This window comes from Intrasporangium sp. (assembly GCF_051961875.1).
GTDB lineage: Bacteria > Actinomycetota > Actinomycetes > Actinomycetales > Dermatophilaceae > Intrasporangium_A.
Genome location: NZ_JBQCCV010000187.1, coordinates 1 through 20,716, shown reverse-complemented (window position 1 = coordinate 20,716; position 20,716 = coordinate 1). Strand labels below are relative to the sequence as shown.

The following is a 20,716-nucleotide window of genomic DNA, read 5'->3' as shown; positions in this document are numbered from 1 at the left end:
AACCAACCCCATGTTATGGCAAGCGCCCGGGGGGGGGGGGGCGGGGGTTGGGGGGGGGGGGGCGGGGGGGGGGCCCGCGCCCCCACAGCCCATTTCGGCCGTATGACGCTGAGCGGCCTTACGCTGCATCGGAACCCGCGCGCTAGGGCTGGGTCCTCGCGGTGCCGCCGGGGATCGGCACCAGACCGAGCTGCTGGGCCGAGAGCACCGCTGAGAGCCGGTCGCGGGCGCCGAGCTTGCGGTAGAGGTTCTCCTGGTGCTTGTGCACGGTGCGCGGGGAGATGGCCAGTCGGGCCGCAATGCCCTCGGCTGTCGACCCCGCCGCCAGCAGGTCGAGCACGACCCGCTCCCGTGGAGTCAACCGCGGGGCATCGCGCAGGGCGAGGTCGTCCCTGTCGGCGAGCGCGGCGAACATCGAGACGTGGCGGTCCAGCCCGACGAGCAGCGCCTGGAGCCCGGAGAGGTCCGCGAGGTCGGCGTCGCTGAAACCGTCCTCGTTGAGCACGACCCAGCCGTCGAAGCCACCGTCCTGCCGGCCGCACGGCAGCGTCATCTGGTGCACGGTGATGCCGAGCGCGGTCATCGCGTCGTGCTCGGCCGGAGCCAGCCCCCAGCCGGCCGCCATCAGGTCCGTGAGCCGCACCGGGGAACGGTCCGTCGTCGTCTCGTAGTACCGGCTGAGCGGATGCGCCCGCGCCTGGGCGGCGACGGGCCAGTGCTCGCGCGGGGGGACTGCCTGCCGCGCCTCGACCTGGATCCCGATGGCCTCGGGGTCCAGGGGCGTGAGCCGGATGCGCGTCACGACATCGGCCCGGGTCTGGCGCATGAGCTCGTCGACGAAGAGACCGTGGGCGAGCCCGGGCGTCGGCGCGTTGAGGATGTCCGCGGCGACGGCCATCCACCGGCTGTGCTGGTCCACCGCCTCAGGGTAGGCAGGGATCACCACTCTTGTGCCGAAATGCCGGGTTTCACCCCCCTTGGCCGCGCCGACGTCATCGGACCTTGATAGTGAGGGTGCGAGAGGTACCGGATGCGCTGGTGGTCGTCGCGTCGGCCACGACCCGGACCTGCCAGGTGCCTCGACCAAAGCGCACGTTGGAGGCGATCTGGCCGTACTTGTTGGTGGCGGGGCGCAGGACTGTTCGCCACGTCGAGGTTCCATAGGCACGGACCTGGACGGACACGCGACGGCCAGTGCTGGCCGGGGAGAGAGTGGCCTTGACCGGGTAGTAGCGGCCCCGGACGCCGGTGGTGGGCAGCACGGATGCGGTGACCTTCGCGGCGACCTTCGTGTACACCTGTGCGGACGTCGCGGCGCCGTTCCAGCCGACCCGGGCCGGGACCACGGAACGCCAGTACGTGTTCTCCTTCAGCGTGACCGGGACTCGGACGCCGCCGGTGGATCCGGTCTTCACGGTGGCGACGGTCCGCCACGTCGAGGACCCTGCGGTCCGCGCCTGCAGGGTGACCGGGACACCCGGAAGCATCACGTTGTTCACCTGCTGCACCCCGATGGTCACGTATGCCGTCGCGCCCGCGGTGCCGCTCGCGGTCACGCCGACGTTCGTCCGCACGGCCGGATCGACACCGACCTTGACCGTCGTGGTGCGCGTGACGCCAGCGCTGTCTGTGTACGTGAGGGTGACGGGCACGTCGTGGAACTCCGTGGCGAGGCCGGGGTACCCGCCTCCCAGCGCCTTCAGCGGGACGCTGCCGGTAACGGTTAGGCAGGAGGTGCCGGTGCACGTCCCCGACGCGAGGGGCGCCCAGCCGAAGGGCGTGGCCTTCCAGGAGCGGATCTGCGTCGCAGGCATGTTGGTGCCCGCCCGGCTGGTCAGGGTGAACGCGAGCGTGCCGGACGCGTTCTGCACGACGGGTCCCTTGACGGTGGTCGCCGCGGCCACCCCGGGAGCCGTCACCTGGGTCGTCGTGGTCCCGGTGGCGGTCGACTCGCCGTACCAGCTGGTCCGCTCCGTGTAGACGGCCTTGACCGTGTGCGCGCCGGCGCTGATCGGGGTGCTGTAGTCGCTGAACCCGCTACTCACGGTTGGTGTTGTGAGGGGGACCTTCACGGTGATCGTGGACGGGCACGCTTCGGTCCCGGCAGGAGTGACGCTGCAGTACGTGCCGCGTGGGAAGCTCTTGAGGGGGCCCGCCGGCACGGTGTTCCCGTCGAGGTAGACGTCGACCTGCTTCGGGGCGAACGGTGACCAGTCCGGTCCGACGGACAGGGTGACCTCCGCGAGCGCGCCCGTCCCCCAGTTGGCCTCGGTGGGCGTCTGGGGGATGAGCCGGTTCACGGTCGCCTTCGGGCCCGTGTAGTACGTGACCCCGTAGAGGCCCATGTTGGACGGCCGGTCAGCGGTGTCGAACGCGACGAGCCGGAGCGTGTAGTTGCCGCTGGCGAGCCCGGCCGTCGAGAGGCTCCCGGTGATGAGGGAGTAGTGGTGGTTGATGTCCAGCGGGGCCCCCGGGAAGGTGCCGCGCCGGAGCACGCCCGCCGGTCCGAGCAGGGTGGCCTCGAGCCGGTCGATGGTCGTGTCGCCGTACGGGGTGACGCTGATCTGGATCGCGATCGGGTCCGGACCGACCACCACCATGGAGCCCTGCGGCCACATGGTCGGACGCGTGTTGTTGACCGTCATCGTCTCGGTGCCCGTCGCGGTCATGGTCGCGCCCGAGGGGGTCGTCCCGGTCACGACCGCTTCGACGAACACGCCCCGCCTGTCGGGCAGGCTGGTGTCCTGCGCGTCCATCGCGGGGCCGGGGTCGATCCAGGAGACCGTGTCGACGATGACCGTGACGTCACACTCCGGTGCGCAGTTGTCGGGGACCGGGCTGGTCCCGCTCCGGGGCCGCGCTGCCTCGGTGGGCGGCAGGATGGTGACGGTCACGGCGTGGGGTGTCACGCCCTCCTTGGCGGTGACGTGCACCGTGAACGGCTGCTGCCCGGAGACGGTTCTGCCAGTCGTGGGGGAGGTGATCTGTGCAGTCAGGCTGGCGGGCGTGTCCTCTGCGGCGGCGATCGGCGCGGCGGCGAGGGAAGCGGCGGTTGTGGCCGTGGCAGCCACCACGGCAGCGGCGCGGGCGAGAGGGCGCATGGGCAGTCCTGGTTCGGCGAAGGACGCCACCGGGGTCCCCCGTGGCGGGACGATGCTATGCGGCGGAAGCGCCCGAGCGGGGCCAATTCACGCATCTCGCCCGCGTTTCGCCTCCGTTGGCCGCAGATGCGTCGTCTTGACGCAGGTGCGCTGGCTCAAGGCGACGCATCTGGGTAAAGCCGACGCGGGGGCTTGTGCGGCCGAGTGCCCCGAGGGAGGCGGACACGAGCGGGAGTCCGCTGGGGGGGCTGGGGGGCTGGCAGGCTGGGGGCAAGCTCAGCGGCATACCGGGCGCGTGAAGCAAGTCAGAGCCGGCGCCCGTACACCGGCGCGACGAACCCCGACTGTCATGGCCGAGGGAGGGTAAGGGCCAAGGATGTCCGAGGCGTCGACTGCAGGGTCTGCCAGCGCGGCCAACCAGGTTCAGATCCCGACGAAGGGCCGCCGCACGATCTGGGCATGGGCCTTCGTCATCGCAACAGGGGGCTTCCTGTTCGGCTTCGACACCGGCGTGATCTCCGGGGCGTTGCTGTTCATCAAGACGGACTTCCACCTCAACTCCTTCGAGCAGGGCACCGTTGTCAGCGTGCTCCTGCTCGGCGCGATGGCGGGCGCGCTCGGCTCCGGACGCATCGCTGACCCGATCGGCCGACGGAAGACCTTCGCGCTCGAGGGTCTCGTGTTCCTCGTCGGGACGGCCCTTGCCGTCTTCGCGACGGGATACCCGATGCTGCTCGTGGCGCGCGTGGTGCTGGGCCTGGCCGTGGGGGCCGCGTCGGCCACCGTGCCGACCTATCTCGGGGAGATCGCGCCGGCGCAGCTACGTGGCCGCGTCCTGACCCTCAATCAGTTGATGATCACGATCGGCATCATGGTCGCCTACCTGATCAACGTCGCATTCTCCGGCAGCGAGAACTGGCGCGGGATGTTCGCGGTCGGCACGGTACCGGCCCTCGTCATCATCGTCGGCGCCCTCCTGCTGCTTCCGGAGTCGCCCGGGTGGCTGCTGGCAAGAGGTCAGATGGAGCAGGCCCGTCGCGTCTACGCCGGGGTCGTCGGCGATCACGTCGGGGCTCGCCTGGTCCAGGAGCGCGAGCACCAGCGTGAGCAGGAGCGGGCCAGGAACGCCGCCGAGGACCAGCAGGTCGGGTGGCGCGGCTTGTTCTCGGCCGCGGTGCGGCCAGCTCTGCTGGTGGGCATCACGTTGGCGGCGGTCCAGCAGTTCGGCGGGATCAACACGATCATCTACTACGCACCGACCATCATGGAGAAGACCGGGCTGACGGCGTCCAACTCGATCTTCTACTCGGTGGCCATCGGCATCATCAACCTCGTCATGACCATCGTGGCGCTCTGGGTCGTCGGCAGGGTTGCGCGCCGTCGGCTGCTGCTCTTCTCGATGGCCGCCATGCTCGTCACCCTCGGGGTCCTCGGGCTCTCCTTCGTGGCCGGTTGGAGCTCCGAACTGTCGCTGGTCGTCATGGTGCTCTACATCGCCAGCTTTGCGGTCGGCATGGGCCCGCTGTTCTGGGTGCTGATCGGCGAGATCTTCCCGCCCTACGCACGCGCCACCGGGTCGAGCGCCGCCACTGCCGTCAACTGGACGTCGAACTTCGTCGTGAGCCTGGTCTTCCTGACCGTCGTGAACGCCATCGGGCTGGGCCAGACGTTCTGGGTCTTCGCCGCCATCTGCGCCTTCGCCCTCTGGTTCATCGGCCGCTACGTCCCGGAGACGAAGGACCGCGAGTTCCCGGCGATCGACGCCGACCTGCAGAGTCGCTTCGGTCGTCCGGCCGAGGCGGATCAAGCGCGCTCCGTTTGAGAGCACCCGGGCCAGTGCGTCACCTCGACTTCGGTAGCTGGAGGCCCGTCATCGCTCGGTGGTGGGCCAGCCTCCCCCGGCTTGCCTCAGGGGCGTGGGGACGAGTCCAGGCCGGTGCCTGGCCGATCCTCCAGGGCACCGCCGCGGCAACCGTGTCCTGGATCATCGCCCGACACCTCGTCAACCACCACGAGCCCTTCTTCGCGCCCATCGCCGCCGTGGTGGCGCTCAACGCCTCACGGGGAGAGCGCGGCACCAACGCCGTGCTTCTCCTGTGGGGCGTCGTCGTCGGCATCCTCGTGGGCGGCGGGGCCACGCTCGTCCTGGGCACCGGCTACGTCGCGTTGGCGTTGGCGACCTTCGTGGCGATGCTCCTCGCCCTGGCCCTGGGCGGCAAACGGATCATCATGGGACAGGCAGCAGCCAGCGCGATCCTCGTCGTGACGACGGCGAACAGCCAGACCGGTCCGGGGCGGCTCATCGACGCACTGATCGGTGCTGGGGTCGCCCTCGTGATCAGCCAGCTGCTGTTCCCGGTCGAGCCGGTCGGCCTGCTCCGTCGCTCGGAGGCCGCGGTCCTGGCCGACCTCGCCGCGTCGTTCGAGTTGATTGCCCGCGCCGCCGAGACCGGCGACGACGAGCCCGCCGAGCGGGCCCTCGACCAGTTGCGGAGTGTGCGGGACCGGTTGACCGAGCTCAGCAGGACGCGAGAGCACAGCCGGTATGCCGCTCACCGCTCGCCGCGCTGGTGGGGCCGTACCGGCCCGATCGTGCGCGAGGTCGAGAACGCCGGGCATCTCGACCTTCTCGGGGGCAGCTGCCTCCTGCTGGCCCGGGCCGTCACCGGCTGCACACCGGTCGAGCGTCGGGCGCTCGCGGCGAGCGTGGCGGAGCTCGCCGAGGTCCTGCAGGGCTTGGCGCGGGCCCCGGGCGACCGGGACACCCGTCAGGATGCGGCCGACCATGCCCTTGTCGTGGCGCAGCGGGTCGACCGAGGCGAGCAGGCTCACGGCGACTCGACGGACGCGGGCCGGGCCGGCTGGTACGCGGTGAAGGCCGTCGCCAGTGATGCGATGGTCTTTGCCGGGGTCGATGCCAAGACGGCGGCCGAGGCCGTGCAGCACGGATCTGCGGGGCTCAGGGTGGCCGATCCCCCATCGACGCCTCGGCTGACCTTCCGGTATCCCCACCCAAGGGGCCGTGGTCAGGGCCGTTGAGGTCCGACGGCGCCATGGTTGCGCCGGCCACGACCGGGGGCACGCTCCGCCGGAGCGGGCACCAGCGGGCCACAACGGGTCCGAGCGGCGGCCGTAAGCCGGCTCAGCGGCATATCTCTTGGTGGTGTGACGCCTGGGACGAAGCGCTCACTCGACGCGAGCGGGAGATCAGGTGGTCCACGCACGCCACAGGGCGGCGTACTCCCCCTCGTGCCCCACGAGCTCGTCGTGACTGCCGAGCTCGACGATGCGGCCGTCGATGACGACCGCGATCCGGTCGGCGTCGTGTGCGGTGTGGAGGCGGTGTGCGATCGCGACGACCGTCCGCCCCGTCAGCAGCGCGTTCATCGAGCCCTCGAGGTTGCGGGCGGTGCGAGGGTCGATGAGCGAGGTCGCCTCGTCGAGCACGATCGTGTGCGGGTCGGCGAGGATGAGCCGCGCGAGAGCGACCTGCTGGGCGCGGCCGGGGGTGAGCGCGAGGTTGCCGGAGCCGAGCTTCGTGTCGAGGCCATCGGGCAGCCGCGCCACCCAGTCGGTCGCCTCGACGGCACGGAGCGCCGCGTGGACCTCGTCGTCCGAGGCGCCTTCGCGGGCCAGGACGACGTTGTCGCGCAGCGTGCCGATGAAGACGTGGTGCTCCTGCGTCACCAGCGCCACCTCGGTGCGCAGCCGGTCGAGCGGCAGGCTCGTCAGCTCGACCCCGCCCACCGTGACCGAGCCGGTGCGCGGCCCGTGGATGCCCGAGAGCAGGCGGCCGAGGGTCGACTTGCCGGAGCCGGACGGGCCGACGATGGCGAGCCGTTCGCCGGCGCGCAGGTCGAGGTCGATGCCGTGAAGGACGTCGTGGCCCTCGCGATAGGCGTAGCGGAGACCCTCGCCACGCAGGTCCGCGTCGACCGGCTCGTCGGTGCCGGGCTCCCTGTCCGCGGGCACTGTCGCGATGCCGAGCAGGCGGGTCGTCGAGGCCATCCCCACCTGGACCCGGTCGACGGTCGAGACAAGCATGTCGAACGGCCCGAACAGCGCCTCGGTGTAGAGGATCGCCGTCGTGATCTGGCCGAGGCTCGCCCAGCCCTGGACGTAGCCGATCGCACCGAGGAGCAGGACGACAACGCGCGGCATGCTGAACGCGAAGTCCATCACCGCGAAGAGCAGGTTGCGCAACGTCAAGGTGTAACGCTCGGCCTGGGCCGACACCTCGATGTCGAGGTCCCCGCGCTCGAGGCGACGTCGCCCGAGCCGCAGCGCCTCGACGGTGCGGGCGCCCTCGACCGTCTCCGTGAGGGTCGTGTTGATGCGCGAGTACGTGCCGCCCTCGGTGAGGTAACCCTTCGGCGCCCGCACGAGGTAGCGACGGATCTGGATCAGCGCGACGCCGCCGAGGATGATCGACGGCAGGGCGAGCACCCATGAGTTGACGACCATCGCGACGATCGTGAGCACCACGGTGATGGACGCGACGATCGACTGCGGCAGCGCCCACCGGACCGACTCGCTCATCGTGCCGACGTCGCGGGTCACGCGGGTGACGAGGTCGCCGGAGCTCGCGCTCTCGACGCGGGAGAGCGGCAGGCGCAGGATCGCCCGCACGATGTACTCACGGGCGGCGGCGAGGACGCCCTGCCCGAGGACGGCGGCGGACGCCTGGGCCGCGAACGTGAAGAGCGCCTGCACGAGGACGAAACCGGCGACGAGCAGGGCCATCGAGTTCGCGGCGCCCAGCGCCGCGCTCGTCTGGCCCGCCTGGACGTGGGCGACCGTCTCGTCGACGAGCGCGCCGAGGAAGCGCGGCACGAGCAGGCCGGCGGTCGCGGCGAGCGCGTTGGCCAGGACAACCACGACCACCCAGCCGCGGTGGCCGCCGAGCAACCGGCCCACGAACCCGATGACCTCACGGTTCTCGGCGATCGGCAGGCCCTTGTCGGGGCGCATCGTCGAGGCGACGAACTCCTTGGCCCGCCGCTCCCTCAGCAGGTGCCGGCTGCGGAGGGCGCGAGCCCGCTGCCGGGGGGTCGCGCCGCGCGGGGGGCGCAGCTCGGTCGGGATCGTCTCTTGGTGCGCGCTCGTCTCCCAGGTCTCGGCGGAGGCGCGCGCGAGGGTGGGCAGCAGCGGGGAGAAGTCGGCGGTCTCGACCTGGCTCATCGGGCACCCCCTTCGGGAACGGGGGCGGGCGGCTCGTGCAGTTCGCCCGGTCCGTGCGGGTCAGGGTTGTCGTCGTGGTGGCGCTCGGCGTGCTCGTGCGCCTTCGCTTCGCCGCGGACGACAACGGAGCGGTATGCCGCTGAGCTGCCGAGCAGGTCGGCGTGTCGTCCGCGCGCGGTGGCCCTGCCTCCCTCGAGGAGGATGACCTCGTCCGCGTGGTGGAGCAGGAGCGGGCTCGCCGTCATGACGACCGTGGTCCGGCCCGCACGGTGGGGACCGACCCGCTCCGCGATCCGCGCCTCCGTGTGGGCGTCGACGGCGCTCGTCGGCTCGACGAGCACGAGCACCTCCGGGTCGGCGGCGAGGGCGCGCATCAGGACGAGCCGCTGCCGCTGGCCGCCGGAGAGGCCCCGGCCGCGCTCGTCGAGCTGGCCCTGCCAGCCACCGGGGAGGGCGTCGAAGACGTCGTCCGCTGCGGCGGTGTAGAGGGCGCGCTCGGCCTCGGCCCGGGTGAGGGTGCCATGCGTGTCGATGGCCGCGCGAAGGGTGCCTGCGAAGACCTGCGGCGACGTGTCGCTGACGAGGATCCGCCGCCGGACGTCGTCGAGCTCGACCCGCGAGAGGTCGACTCCTCCGACGGTGACGCCCCACGGACGGCTGGCACGCTCCTCGTCGCGGCGGGCCTGCTCGGCGCGGGCCTTCGCGCGCCTGGAGCGCTCCCGGCGAGCCGCACGGCCCTTGAGCTCCTCGGGGATCTCCCCGCTGACCTGGGCGTCCTCCTCCGAGGGCAGGTAGCGGCCGATCCGGTCGGCGAGCGCGGCGGAGTCGTCCGGCACCTGTGAGACCACCATCGTCAAGCGGCCCGGCTCGATCGTGACCCCGGAGACCTCGTCGTGGATCGGCGCCATCCGGGGCAGCTCGACGGGGGTGTCGGGGTGGTGCCACGGGGGTCGCTGCTCGAGGACGGCGATGGCCTTGCGGGCCGAGACGAGCGACCGCGTCCACTTCTGGGCGAACTCGACGAAGGTCCGCATCGGCTGGATGAGGAACAGGCCGTACCCCAGGAAGCTGACGAACTGGCCCACCGTGAGGCGGGCCTCGGCGACCTCGCGGGTGCCCGTCCACAGGAGCGCGACGACGAAGCCGCCCGAGAGCAGGACCCCGACGGACTCGACCGAGGCCTGCCAGCGCCCCGCCGCAACCCCCGCCTCGCGCACGCGCTGGGACTGGCCGGCGTAGTTGCCGCCGAACGTCTCCTCGCCGCCGATGCCACGCAGGATCCGCAGCCCACCGACGATGTCCGTCGCCATCGAGGTCAGCTCGGAGTTGCGGGACCGCTCGACGCCCTGCCACCGCTGCATCGGCCGCAGCAGCGGCGCGCCCAGGATGACGAGGAGCGGGGCGGCGATGAGGACGAGCAGGCCCATCCGCGGGGACGTCTTGAGGACGATCGCGGCGACGACGAGATAGGCCGCGAGCTGCGAGAAGGCCCGCGTCGTGATCTCCATCAGCGCCCCGAACTGGTCGCCGTCGCTGCCGGAGACGGCGAGCACCTCACCGGTCGGGGTGCGGCGGGTCAGGACGTGGCCGAGCTGCAGCGCCTTGCGGGTCACGAGCTTGGTCGTCCCGTAGAGGGCGATCAGCCACTCCTTGACGATGAAGGTGTGGAAGATGATCCCGCACCCGGCGCCCAGCAGGGTGACCGCCGCGAGCACCAGGACCCAACGCGTCGTCGCCCCGGAGTCGCCGGCGACGATGCCCGTGTCGATCGCACGACCGACGATCCACGGGCCGACGGTCTGCGGCACCATCCACATGAGGGCCGCGGCGAGCCCCCACCAGAAGACGCTCCCCTGCTGCCGGACGATCCAGAAGAGGAAGGCCCGCGGTGAGCGGGTGTCGGGCTGTTCGGCGGAGCGCTCGACGAAGGAGTCGACGGTGGGCGGGAAATCTCGCATGGCCCACCAACCCTACGGTCCGACTCGCCCCACCTTCACCCCCTTTTCCTCCTCGCCCCCTCCCGCGAACGGTCCGTTCGAGGGCGAACGGGTCGGTCTACCGACCCGTTCGCTCAAGAGCAGCCAGTTCGAGACCAGCCATGCGCCGTGTGCCGTCCGAGACCAGCCATGCGCAGTATGCCGCTCCAGACATGCGCCGTATGCCGCACACGCGGTCTGTGCACCGCCCCTTTCCGGCCCCGCCCGGGCATGGTCCAGCCAACGAAACCGCCAGCTGGAGGGATCAGCTCAGCTCGCGCGACCGAGCGTGCGAGCGATGGCGGCCTCGATCTTGGCCCGGACGAGCTCGGGGTTCTGCAAGTCGGCCCAGGTCAGGCGAACCACCTCATAGCCTGCGTCACGCAGGGCGTCTTCCCTGAGCTTCTCGGCGAAGAGAAGTCGCTGGGCCTCTTCCTCATCACGCGCTTGGTACTTGGTCAGTCCATCGAACTCCACGAGCACCGTGGTGCCAAGGATGAGGAAGTCCGAGCGCAGCAGGCCCCCGCCCGGCCCCCTGAGCCCGGTGGCGAACTGCGGCTCGAGTGCGTAGCCCAGCAGTTTCAGGACAAAGGCCGTGACCGACTCCCCCGCTGACTCATGTCGTGCATCGCACCAGCGGATCACCGCCCGGGCTCGGCTCAGGCCTCGTTGCCCCCGAAGCAACTGTCCCGCCTCCACGAGCTGCTCCGGCGTGATCGTCTCGGCACGCAGCGCAGCGTCGGCAGCCACCATGAGGGAGCGCGGATCGCCGAGGCCGACCTGGAGACAGGCCACGGCCGGGTGGACCGTCTCGATCTGCATCGGGAGGGCCTCGCACGCCAGCCTCTCGTGGATGCGCACGCGACTGAAGGCCTCGAACCTCGTGTCCGGGGTCGTCCACATCAGGTGGGCGGTCCCGAAGTCGACCGCCTCGGTCGGCAGCCCGAGCAGGACGACGGCAGAGCCGTGGCTGGCGACAGCAACGTCGCCATACTCATTGAGCAGCGCAATCGTGCGCAGCCGGAAGTGCTCGCGGGCGTTCTTCGGGCGGTAGGGCGTGTACCAGCCGCGGTGCAGAGGATGACATTGGCCGGCCTTGACGAGCTGGCGCAGCGTGGTGCCGTCGATGCCCAGTCTCGCGGCCCGCCCGGCCGAGAAGACACCACGGATCGCGATTGACCTGAGATCGATGTCCATGTGGCGATGTTGGACGAGCCAGGTCGCGTCGGGAACGCCGGGCCCCGGACCTGTGGACGAGCGAACCACCGCCGGAGGGATGGGGACACCGGAACCCGCCTCAGCGTCATACGAACTGGGCGTTCCTGGGTGAACTGGCTTGTCTACCGACCCGCTCACCCTCGCGCGGTCCGTTCGAGGGTGAGGGGGGCCGGGGCGGGCAGACGAACGGGCCGTTCGTGAGCGAACGGGGTGGTCTACCCACCCGCTCGCCCTCGAACGGTCCGTTCGCGGAATGGGAGGAGGAGGCGGAGGCGGCGGTTACGGGGTCGGGTCGGTCAGAGCGGCGCTGCGGATGTCGCTGTTACCGAAGGTCGCCGGGCAGCTCGCGAGCACGTTCGGCGGCGAGCTCGGGCTGCTCGTGTAGAGCGACGCCCGGTAGTCGTCGATGGCACGGCAGTGGGCGGCGTTGCGCGTGTCGTTCCAGACACCCACCACACCGGTCCGGGTCGCGGCGGCATAGACGTAGTCGCCGAGGAACTCGTCCGTGAGGGAGTTCGACGACGATCCGCGGGGATCGCCCACCACGCCCCGGTGCAGGGACGCCCATCCGGTCAGCGCGCCGGCGGTGACGTCCGCGTGCCAGACCTCACCGACGAGGCCCCGAGGCGAGGTCGTGTCGTTGCGGTACGGCGTCGTGAACGCGTTGACCACCACGTACACGTCCGTGCCGTTGGGCGAGATCGCTGGTGCCGAGTAGACCGGCCGGTCCCCCGACATCAGTGTGACGATGGCTGGTGTCGACCAGGACGCGCCGCGGTTGCGGGACGTGCTGACCATGAGCCGCTCGTGGTTGAGCCCGGCGCGGCCATCCACCCACGTCATGACGATCTGGTCGGTGGCGTCGCTGCCGGACGGCGCGCCGTTGGCGATGTCGACGCTGGGGGCCGGTGCGAGGTCCACGCGCGCCCCACCGAGGCCGTCCATGACGGGCCGACCCTGGACCGGGTCCTGGACACCCGGCGGGACGACGGAAGTGATGAGCGTCGGCCCGGTGAAGTGCGCGCCGCCGTCGGTCGAGCGGTACATCATCTCGAAGCTCGTGCCGCCGCGCGTGCCGATGCCGAACACATAGACGTTGCCCTTGCTGTCCGTCCGGATCGTGCAGCCGTCGGGCTGTGAGTTGATCCCGTTGTCCGTGGCGGGACCGACCTGCCGGGTCGTCCAGGTGACGCCGCCGTCCATCGACCGTGACACCATGAGCGGCGTCGGGAACGCCTGGCCGTGGCTGTTGCTGCGGAACGACGCCCAGCACACGTAGGTGTTGCCGAAGTGCGGGCTGCTCGACGCGTTGTCGGCCCAGATCTGTTCCTTGTCCGAGAACGTCGTCGACGACTGCTTCGAGATGAGCGCCGGCGCCGACCAGGCGCTGTTGCTCCCCGCCTCGGCCGCCTGCACGTTGTCGGTGTGCGAGACCGCAATCGCCTCAAAGCCCTTGAAGGCCTGCTGCTGCTTCGTGGCCGTCGGGAAGTTCGCCGTCAGGTTGGCGTAGTAGAGCCGGGAGCCGTTGTTCCACGAGAACCGCCCCTGCGCATCGGGCCGCGGACCGAATGCCAAGCCCGGGTCACCGTCAGAGACGAGACCGTTCTCGTAGTAGCGCGGCAGGGTGCCGATCCGACCGACATGGGGCTGGCAGGCGGCCGGCCCGACACAGTCGCGGGCCGTCCACCCGGTATAGACCGGCTGTGGCGCCCAAGCGGCGCCGCCGTTGAACGAGAAGTAGATTCCCGACACCCCGACGCCGGGCGTGAAGGGACACGTCGTCGGATCACCGGCGGCGCAGGACTCCTCGTCGATCTCGTCGTTCGACCCTGCGGCGACGACCTTCGGCGCGTGCGCGTCGATCGCCACGGCGGGCTCGTTCTGCTTGTTCTGCGAGAAGGGCGTCACCGGACTGCCGTTCGTCACAAGGACGTCCGACGGAGCGGCGAGGGCCACGGCGGCACCCGCTAGAGCGGTGGCAAGGGATGCCAGGGCCGCAGCAACGATTCGAGGTTGGCGCATGATGACTACTCCCGATGGTCTGTCGGTCCGGTGGGAAGGAAGTCGTCAGCGTCGGCGCCCGCCGGCGGCCATGCCCCAGCGTGCTCCCAGCATGGAGAGCACGGCAAGCCCCGGCGCCCGGTTTGCCCGGTGTGTAGTGAAAACCAATCCGTATGCCGCTCAGCCGAGCTGAGGGGATGCGTGCGGACGCGCCCCGGCTGAGCGGCATACGAACCGGCGGTTCGTGAGCGAACTGGACGGCAGATCCGCCCCGCTCACCCTCGAACAGCCCGTTCGGGAGGGTTGCGGGAGGTCAGGTGAGTCGGGCCAGGGCCGCGAGGGCCTGGGTGAAGCACTCGGCCGGTGGCGTGACCAGGCCCGCGCCGACCTGGCCGGTGCCCGCGACGCGGCCCGCCATGCCGGTGTTGATCTGCGGGAGGATCCCGGTGCGAGCCACGGCGGCCACGTCGATCCCGGTCGGGGTCCCGCGGAACTCGAGGATCGGGACCTGGAACGCAGTGTGTTCGGCGGCCGTGATCTCGTACATCGTCTGGGTCGCCTTGAGCGCGAACGGCACGTCACCACCGACGAACTTGACGATCGCCGGGGCCGCGGCCATGGCGAAGCCGCCGATGCCGCCCGTCTCGGTGATGGCGGAGTCGCCGATGTCAGGGTTGGCGTCCTCCGGGCCGTAGGAGCCGAGGAAGAGGCCCTCGGGGGTGTTGGCCGGACCGGTGAACCACTCGTCACCCGTGCCCGAGACACGGATACCGAAGTCGGTGCCGTTGCGCGCCATCGTCGTGACGATCGAGGAGCCCGGGATTCCGTGCGCCGCAAGGGTGGCCAGCTTGCAGGCCGGCATCCCGAGGTTGAGGAAGAAGTGCTCGTTGGCGCCGGAGAAGCGGACCGCCTCGGCGATGTCGGCGCTCGACGCGTCGGCCGTGATCATCGTCGGCAGCAGCTCGCGCAGGAGCATCAGCGAGCCGGCGCGGTTGCGGTTGTGGCCCTCGTCGCCCATCTGGAGCATCTGGGCGATGATCGCCTTGATGTCGATCGTCGCGCCCTGGTCGACGCGGGCGCGGACCGCCTGCTGGAGGATCGGGCCGAGCGTGGCGTTCATCCAGTGCAGCCGGTCGATGACCTCCGGACCATAGGCGCCGTAGCGCAGCACCTTGCCGAGCCCCTCGTTGAGGGAGCACCAGGAGGTGTTGCCGTGCACCTCGTCCCGCAGCTCGTAGAGCCACATCGACGGCGAGATGACGCCGGCCATCGGCCCGACGGCGTCGCGGTGGTGGCACGGCTCGAGGGTGATGCCATCGCCCTTCTCGAGCTTGGCCTCGGCCTCTTCCACCGAGCCAGCTAGGCCCTCGAAGAGCATCGCGCCGACGAGCGCACCCTTGAGCGGGCCCGAGGCACGGGCGAACTCGATCGGGGGGCCGGCGTGCAGGAAGGTGCCCTTCTCGAGGCCGAGCGCCTCGTGCGCCGGCCGGACGTCGACGAGGTCGGCTCCGGCGGCCAGCATCCGGCTCACCGCCTCGGCGTTCGCGGCCTCACGACGAGCGTCCGCGAGCACCCGTGCCAGGTCGCCCTCGGTCCCGGGCATCGGCGGCTGCCAGGCGGACTCGGTCACCGGCACAGCTTGGGCACGAAGGGCGTCCGCGAAGAGCGAGACACCCGCCGTCGCGACGGAGACATCGGCGGACAGGAGTCCGTGCAGGGGCAGCGTCGTCATCGGGCGATCTCCTCGGAGAGCAGGGACACGGCGCGCCGGGTGGCGGCGGCGTTGGACAGGTAGATCTCGGCGCCGGCGTCGGCGAGCGTCGTCGCGCAGCGTTGCAGGCCTTGCGGGTCACCCTGGGTGCCGGTGATCGACACGACGACCGGGAGCGCCCGGCCGGCGGACTCCGCTGTGGCCCGGGCCTTGCGGACGGCTTCGGCTAGCTCGCCGGCGGGGTCGGGGTGGGCACCGTGGCCGAGGACGAGGTCGAGGAGCAGGACCCCGCAAGTCGGGTCGGCCGCCTCGGCGGAGATTCGTTCGAGGCGCAGTGACGGGTCGATCATCGGGTGGGCCCGGCCGCGCGTCATGGAGTCGTCGCCGAAGTCGATGACGACGTGGCCGTCATGCCTCAGGTCCGGACCGAGCGCCAGCTCGGGTGAGAGCGGAATGTTCGACCGGATCCCCCCACCCGACCCCGCGAGCTCCCCGCCCGCGACGAGCATCGCCTCGTCGGCCAGGGTGCCGCCGCAGAAGAGGCCGCGCAGCGCCCCGTTCGCCGCGGTGGAGGAACCGGCCCCCCACGAGGGCCACTCCGGCACGGCGTGGCCCGCCGAACGGAGGGCGTGCTCGACGGCGGCGGTGAGGTCCGGCTTTCCGGCCCCGAGCGTGGCCCAGTGGACCGGCTTGCCGAGCTCGGCGGCATACCGCTCGATGTCGGAAAGGACCTGGGGCGCTGGGGGTTTGGACACGACGATGATCGACGTGGTGGCCTCGTCGGCGGCGAGCGCAGCGAGCGCCTGCTTGGTGGAGCGACCACCGACGTCGGCGGACAGGTCTCGTCCGCCGACGCCGAGGCAGTGGCTGATGCCGACGCCGGCGGCGTCGAGCAGGCACATGACCTGCTGGGCGCCGGTGCCCGACGCGGCGACGAGGCCGACCGTGCCGGGGCGTACGACGTTGGCGAAGCCGAGCGCCACTCCGGCCACCACGGCCGTGCCGCAGTCGGGGCCCATGACGAGCACGTCATGCTGGGCGGCGGCGTCCTTGAGGCGGATCTCGTCCTCCAGGGGCACGTTGTCCGAGAAGACCATGACGGAGACCCCGGCGTTGATCGCATCGAGGGCCTCGGTCGTGGCGTGCGCGCCGGGGACCGAGACGAGCGCGAGGTTGGCGTGGCCGCGCCGCGTCGCTCCGCCGAGCGTCCGCGGTGGCGGCGCCTCACCCATCGAGCTGGATTTACCTGCCGCAGAGCGGAGCTCGGTCAGCGCCGTCTCGACGGCGGCCTGGCCGGCCACGATACCGGCCTCGTCGCCGCGGATCGCGATCACGAGGTCGTTCGGCGCCGCATCCGGCAGCTCGAAGCCCATGCCTCGGATCACCTCGACGTTGAGCTCGGTCGCCATCGCGACCTGGGCAGCCTCGACGCCGGGCGAGGCCGCTACCGCACGAGAGACCTGCATGAGGCTCACGGAGTCGTAATACGCGCCTGTGCGCAGCTCGACGTGGTCAACCACGGGTGATTCCTTCCGGGTGGGACTGCACGCTCTACGGGGAGACGTGCACTGGCGATGAGATGAGGGGCATTGGCGGCCGCGAGAGCACGTGAAGGGTGCCGACGAGGCCGGAGACGAGGTCGCGGCCAGAACTGTGCCCGATCGCGAGGACGGCCTCGAGGGCCGGGACGAGGGTGGCCGAGCGGGGATCTGACCCGCGGCCGGCCAAGGCGTGCAGCAGCGAGACGATCTGGGGGACGGCATACCCGTCCGCCGCGGCCATGAGGAGCGAGGCGGACAGGTCGGTCGTGCGGTGTCTGGCGTGCGCAACGGCGTGGGCGACCGAGGCGGCCGGAGCCGGGGACGACGCCCAGGCCCGCAGGGCGAGGAGCACGCCGCAGAGCGCGTCGTCGCCGCGCGGGGTCAGGCCGAGGCCCGCGCCGACGAGTCCGGCCACGTGGGACTCGACGGGCTGGCCGGCGACCGCCGCTGCGGCGAGCTCCGAGCACAGGCGGGCGAGCACACCGCCGTCCGGCAGGAGGCCGAGAGCTGCCGCCCCGGGGAGCGCCAGCCCGGTCTCGATACGCGAGGGCCGCCAGTCGCGGACGCCTCGCAGCTCCAGCCCCGGCGCGACCAGGCTGCCCCGACCGATGACGGCTTGGCCGCCCAGGGCGAGCGGCCAGGAGACGCTGCTCGAGGGCAACCCAAGGCGGAGGGCGGTCGGCAGGAGCAGCGCGTCCGCGGTCACGACGGGCACGACCTCACGCGGGCCGGCACCCTCGTCGAGCACCAGGTAGAGGGCGGTCGGGAAGGCCGCCACCACCCTCGCGGTGCGGGCCTCCCCCATCACCAACTCCCGGGTCAGGGGCGACACGGCGGCGGGCAGCTGCACGGTTCCTCCTGACGTCGCGGGCCGAATGGAAGGGCCCGACGACCGCGATTCGGTCCGGACCTTGAGGCGACCGTATCGACTGCCCTTATGCTGCCCGCATGGTGAAAGTTGCCAACGATGCCCCCTTCATTCTTCGCGACTTGCCAGCGCAGGCCTCCGACGTCGCCTCGTCGACGAGTCTCGAGAGCCTCGGCGCCGGCCTCGACCGCGGGTCGCGTGAGACCGTCCACCAGGGCGGCGACGCGTCCGACTCGGGCATCACCCTGACCGAGCTCGCGGCCCTCCCCGCCGCCGCCGACGGGCGCCTCCACCGGCCCGGTGGTGAGCACGAGGTCGTCATCGTCCGCACCTGCCCGCTGTACCGGGCCGCGACCGAGCCGCACGGCTCGCGCCACCAGCTCGTCCTGGCCGACGGAGCCCAGCTCGGGGCGCTCCTCGACTCCCGGCCGGACGCGCTCGATCGCCTCGCCGAGTCCGAGACGGCCGCGCTCGTCGTCGGTGGCGCGGCCGACCACCTGGTGGAGCGGGTCGTCCCGGCCTGCGCACGGCTCGGGCTGCCGCTGCTGCTCCTCCCCCACGGTCGCCTCGACCGGCTGAACGCCGAGGTGCTGGGTGCCGTCCTCGACCACCAGAACGCAACTCTGGGCCGGCTCGACTCGCTCCACCAGGCGCTTGTCGAGGTCGTCCTCGCCGGCGGCTCGCTCGAGGACGTCTGTGGCCGGGTCGTCGGCTTCATAGGCGGCGCGGCCATGGTGACGACGACCGACGGCCGCGTCCTCGCCACTGCGGGCGACGAGCAGGAGCTCGGCTGGGCTCAGTCCCTCAGCTGCTTCGACCGCACCGGCCGCCTCATCACCGAGCAGGAGCCGATCGGGCCGCGCACCCCCGGGCCGACCGCACACCGCGCCGCCGTGCGCATCGTCGCCGGCTCGCTCGACCACGGCCTGCTGATCGCCTTCTCCCGCGAGCGGATGCTCGGGATCGAGGACGTCCGCCTCCTCGAGCGGGCGAGCACCGTCGCCGCCCTCGCGATCGCGAAGGAGCAGGCGGTCTCGGCGGTCGAGAGCAAGTACCGGGCCGAGTTCCTGCGCGACGCCCTCGCGGGACGAGCGGGGACACGCAGCAAGGCCATTGAGCACGCGAGCTCCCTCGGCTGGGACATCGACCGGCCCCTCGTCGTCGTCGTGGCCGAGATGGACGAGGACGAGGAGCGCGACCCCGACGATGCCCGCTTCCTGCAGCAGCGCTTCGCCAAGGCCTGGACCCACGCGGTCGGCGTGCGCGACCCGGCCTCCCCGGTCATGGGCTTCAGCCGGGAGGTCGTCACCGTCCTCGGCGTGGTCGACCCGGACGACACCGACCGGATCATGCGCAGCGTCGGGGAGCTCGTCCGGGTCGTCCGGGGCGACGGCGGCGGCGGGCGGCGCAGCTTCTCGGCCGGCGTCTCCCGGGGCATCCGCTCGGCAGAAGACCTCCCCCGGGCCTACGAGGAGGCCCTCAACGCGGTGACCGTCGGCCGGCAGATGCACGGCTTCGGCGCCCTGACCCACGTCGACGGCCTCGGCATCTACCGTCTCCTCGCGCTCGTGCCCGACAGCGCCCAGCTGCGTCGCTTCGTGCAGGACGCGCTCGGCCCGCTCGCGACCGACGACTCCCCGGAGAACGCCGACCTGCGCCGGACCCTCGCGATCCTCATCGACACGAACATGAACGTCGCCGAGACCGCCCGGCAGCTCTTCTTCCACTACAACACGCTCCGCTACCGGATCACCAAGCTCGAGCGGATGCTCGGCCCGTTCACCGAGGACCCGGAGGTGCGACTCACGCTCGCGCTCGCCCTCAAGGTCCACCAGATGAAGGGCATCTGACGCGGACGCCCGCGCTCACCCTCGAACCGGTAGTTCCGCAGCGAACTGGACGGCCTACCGCTCCGCTCGACCTCGAACGGTTGCCTTCGCCGAAAGGCGGCGAGGAAGGCGTAGGGGCACCTGAGTCACACCTGACACCGCGACACGCCGCGGCATGGCACGAATTGCCGAATGAAACCGGACGAGTGCGGCGATACTTTGCCGCTACAGGGTGGGGAGAGTGAGCCATGTCACGGAAGTGACACGGACCGACAAAGGAGTCAGCATGGCTTTCGGTTGGAAACTGCACGGGGACGGCAAGACGATGGGGCCCGATGACGTCGTCGCCCCCGACGAGCGCCTTTCCTGGGGGAAGACGATCGGGCTGGGCGCGCAGCACGTCGTAGCGATGTTCGGGGCGACGTTCGTCTTCCCGCTCATCATGGGCCTCAACGCACAGCTCGCGATCATGATGAGCGGTGTCGCGACGATCATCTTCCTGCTGATCGTCAAGGGGAAGGTCCCGAGCTACCTCGGCACCTCGGCGGCCTTCGTCGGCGCCGTCGTCGCGATCCGCGCACAGGAGGGCAGCACCTCGGCGACCGTGACCGGAGCGATCCTCATCGCCGGTATCGTGCTCGCCCTCGTCGGCGTCGTCATCCACTTCCTGGGCTCGGAGATCCTGCACAAGGTGCTCCCGCCGGTCGTCACCGGCGCCGTCGTGATGCTCATCGGCTTCAACCTCGCGCCCGTCGTCGCCGGGGTCTACTGGCCCCAGGACCAGTGGATCGCCTTGCTCGTCATGGCATTCGCCGTCGTCATGACGGTCGCCTTCAAGGGCTTCGTCAGCCGCATCGCGGTCTTCCTGTCGCTGATCTTCGGCTTCGTCCTGTCGTGGATCTTCGACGTCGTTTTCGGCAAGCTCACCTCGCCTGACGGCGCTGGCCACGTTTCGAGCCACTTCCGCGTCAACCTGGACAACGTCTCGAGCGCCCCGTGGTTCGGTCTCCCGCCGACCTCGACGATCGGCCCCGACGGCAAGGAGCTCGCCGTGGGCATGCACCTGCCGACCTTCTCGATGGCCGCGATCCTGCTCGTCCTGCCGGCCGTCATCGCCCTCATCGCCGAGAACACCGGCCACGTCAAGGCGGTCGCCGAGATGACCGGCCACGACCTCAACCCCTACATGGGCCGCGCGATCGCCGCGGACGGTGTCGGCACGGCCATCGCCAGTGCGGTCGGTGGCTCGCCCACGACGACCTACGCCGAGAACATCGGCGTCATGGCGGC

General features: G+C 71.1%; 13 protein-coding genes. 4 read left to right on the top strand and 9 right to left on the bottom strand.

Annotated features, from left to right (window positions below; translation table 11 throughout):
• Nucleotides 1-142 precede the first annotated feature (142 nt).
• Both ACTHJJ_RS11220 and ACTHJJ_RS11215 read right to left on the bottom strand, forming a co-directional pair.
• The gene (locus tag ACTHJJ_RS11220; RefSeq protein WP_440303027.1) at nt 143-919 is read right to left on the bottom strand and encodes a helix-turn-helix domain-containing protein; all 777 of its coding nucleotides are present in this window, start codon (nt 917-919) and stop codon (nt 143-145) included.
• Nucleotides 920-992: 73 nt separating this feature from the next.
• Entirely contained in the window at nt 993-3,101 is a 2,109-nt protein-coding gene (locus ACTHJJ_RS11215; RefSeq protein WP_440303026.1) for a hypothetical protein, read from the bottom strand.
• A 376-nt stretch (nt 3,102-3,477) separates the two neighbouring features.
• Here ACTHJJ_RS11215 and ACTHJJ_RS11210 point away from each other — a divergent pair, with 376 nt between their 5' ends.
• Nucleotides 3,478-4,923 carry a sugar porter family MFS transporter gene (locus tag ACTHJJ_RS11210; RefSeq protein ID WP_440303025.1) on the top strand — a complete coding sequence of 482 codons (1,446 nt, stop codon included), beginning with the start codon at nt 3,478-3,480 and terminating at the stop codon, nt 4,921-4,923.
• 152 nt (nt 4,924-5,075) lie between these two features.
• Complete coding sequence (locus ACTHJJ_RS11205; RefSeq protein ID WP_440303024.1) at nt 5,076-6,140, top strand: FUSC family protein; 1,065 nt, start codon at nt 5,076-5,078, stop codon at nt 6,138-6,140.
• Nucleotides 6,141-6,308: 168 nt separating this feature from the next.
• On the opposite strand, the gene ACTHJJ_RS11200 is transcribed toward ACTHJJ_RS11205, so the two are convergent.
• The 7 genes from ACTHJJ_RS11200 to ACTHJJ_RS11170 all read right to left on the bottom strand — a co-directional run bounded on the left by ACTHJJ_RS11200 (nt 6,309) and on the right by ACTHJJ_RS11170 (nt 17,579).
• A complete protein-coding gene (locus tag ACTHJJ_RS11200) occupies nt 6,309-8,282 on the bottom strand; it encodes an ABC transporter ATP-binding protein (protein WP_440303023.1) in 1,974 nt (657 codons plus the stop codon).
• Nucleotides 8,279-10,240 (bottom strand): ABC transporter ATP-binding protein, encoded by a 1,962-nt coding sequence (locus ACTHJJ_RS11195; RefSeq protein ID WP_440303022.1) that lies wholly within the window; start codon nt 10,238-10,240, stop codon nt 8,279-8,281. Before ACTHJJ_RS11195 ends, ACTHJJ_RS11200 begins: the two co-directional genes overlap by 4 nt.
• A gap of 288 nt (nt 10,241-10,528) precedes the next feature.
• On the bottom strand, nt 10,529-11,455 hold the full coding sequence (locus ACTHJJ_RS11190) for a hypothetical protein (RefSeq protein WP_440303021.1): 927 nt from the start codon (nt 11,453-11,455) through the stop codon (nt 10,529-10,531).
• Nucleotides 11,456-11,755: 300 nt separating this feature from the next.
• Nucleotides 11,756-13,498, bottom strand: a complete 1,743-nt coding sequence (locus tag ACTHJJ_RS11185) for a sialidase family protein (protein WP_440303020.1) — start codon at nt 13,496-13,498, stop codon at nt 11,756-11,758.
• Between the two features lie 292 nt (nt 13,499-13,790).
• On the bottom strand, nt 13,791-15,209 hold the full coding sequence (locus tag ACTHJJ_RS11180) for a DUF1116 domain-containing protein (protein ID WP_440303019.1): 1,419 nt from the start codon (nt 15,207-15,209) through the stop codon (nt 13,791-13,793).
• On the bottom strand, nt 15,206-16,708 hold the full coding sequence (locus ACTHJJ_RS11175; protein ID WP_440303018.1) for an FdrA family protein: 1,503 nt from the start codon (nt 16,706-16,708) through the stop codon (nt 15,206-15,208). Before ACTHJJ_RS11175 ends, ACTHJJ_RS11180 begins: the two co-directional genes overlap by 4 nt.
• Before the next feature lie 31 nt (nt 16,709-16,739).
• Complete coding sequence (locus tag ACTHJJ_RS11170) at nt 16,740-17,579, bottom strand: DUF2877 domain-containing protein (RefSeq protein WP_440303017.1); 840 nt, start codon at nt 17,577-17,579, stop codon at nt 16,740-16,742.
• 98 nt (nt 17,580-17,677) lie between these two features.
• Between ACTHJJ_RS11170 and ACTHJJ_RS11165 the strand changes: the two genes are divergently transcribed.
• The gene (locus ACTHJJ_RS11165) at nt 17,678-19,447 is read left to right on the top strand and encodes a PucR family transcriptional regulator (RefSeq protein WP_440303016.1); all 1,770 of its coding nucleotides are present in this window, start codon (nt 17,678-17,680) and stop codon (nt 19,445-19,447) included.
• Nucleotides 19,448-19,712: 265 nt separating this feature from the next.
• A partial coding sequence (locus tag ACTHJJ_RS11160) for a uracil-xanthine permease family protein (protein WP_440303015.1) occupies nt 19,713-20,716 on the top strand: 1,004 nt, incomplete at its 3' end.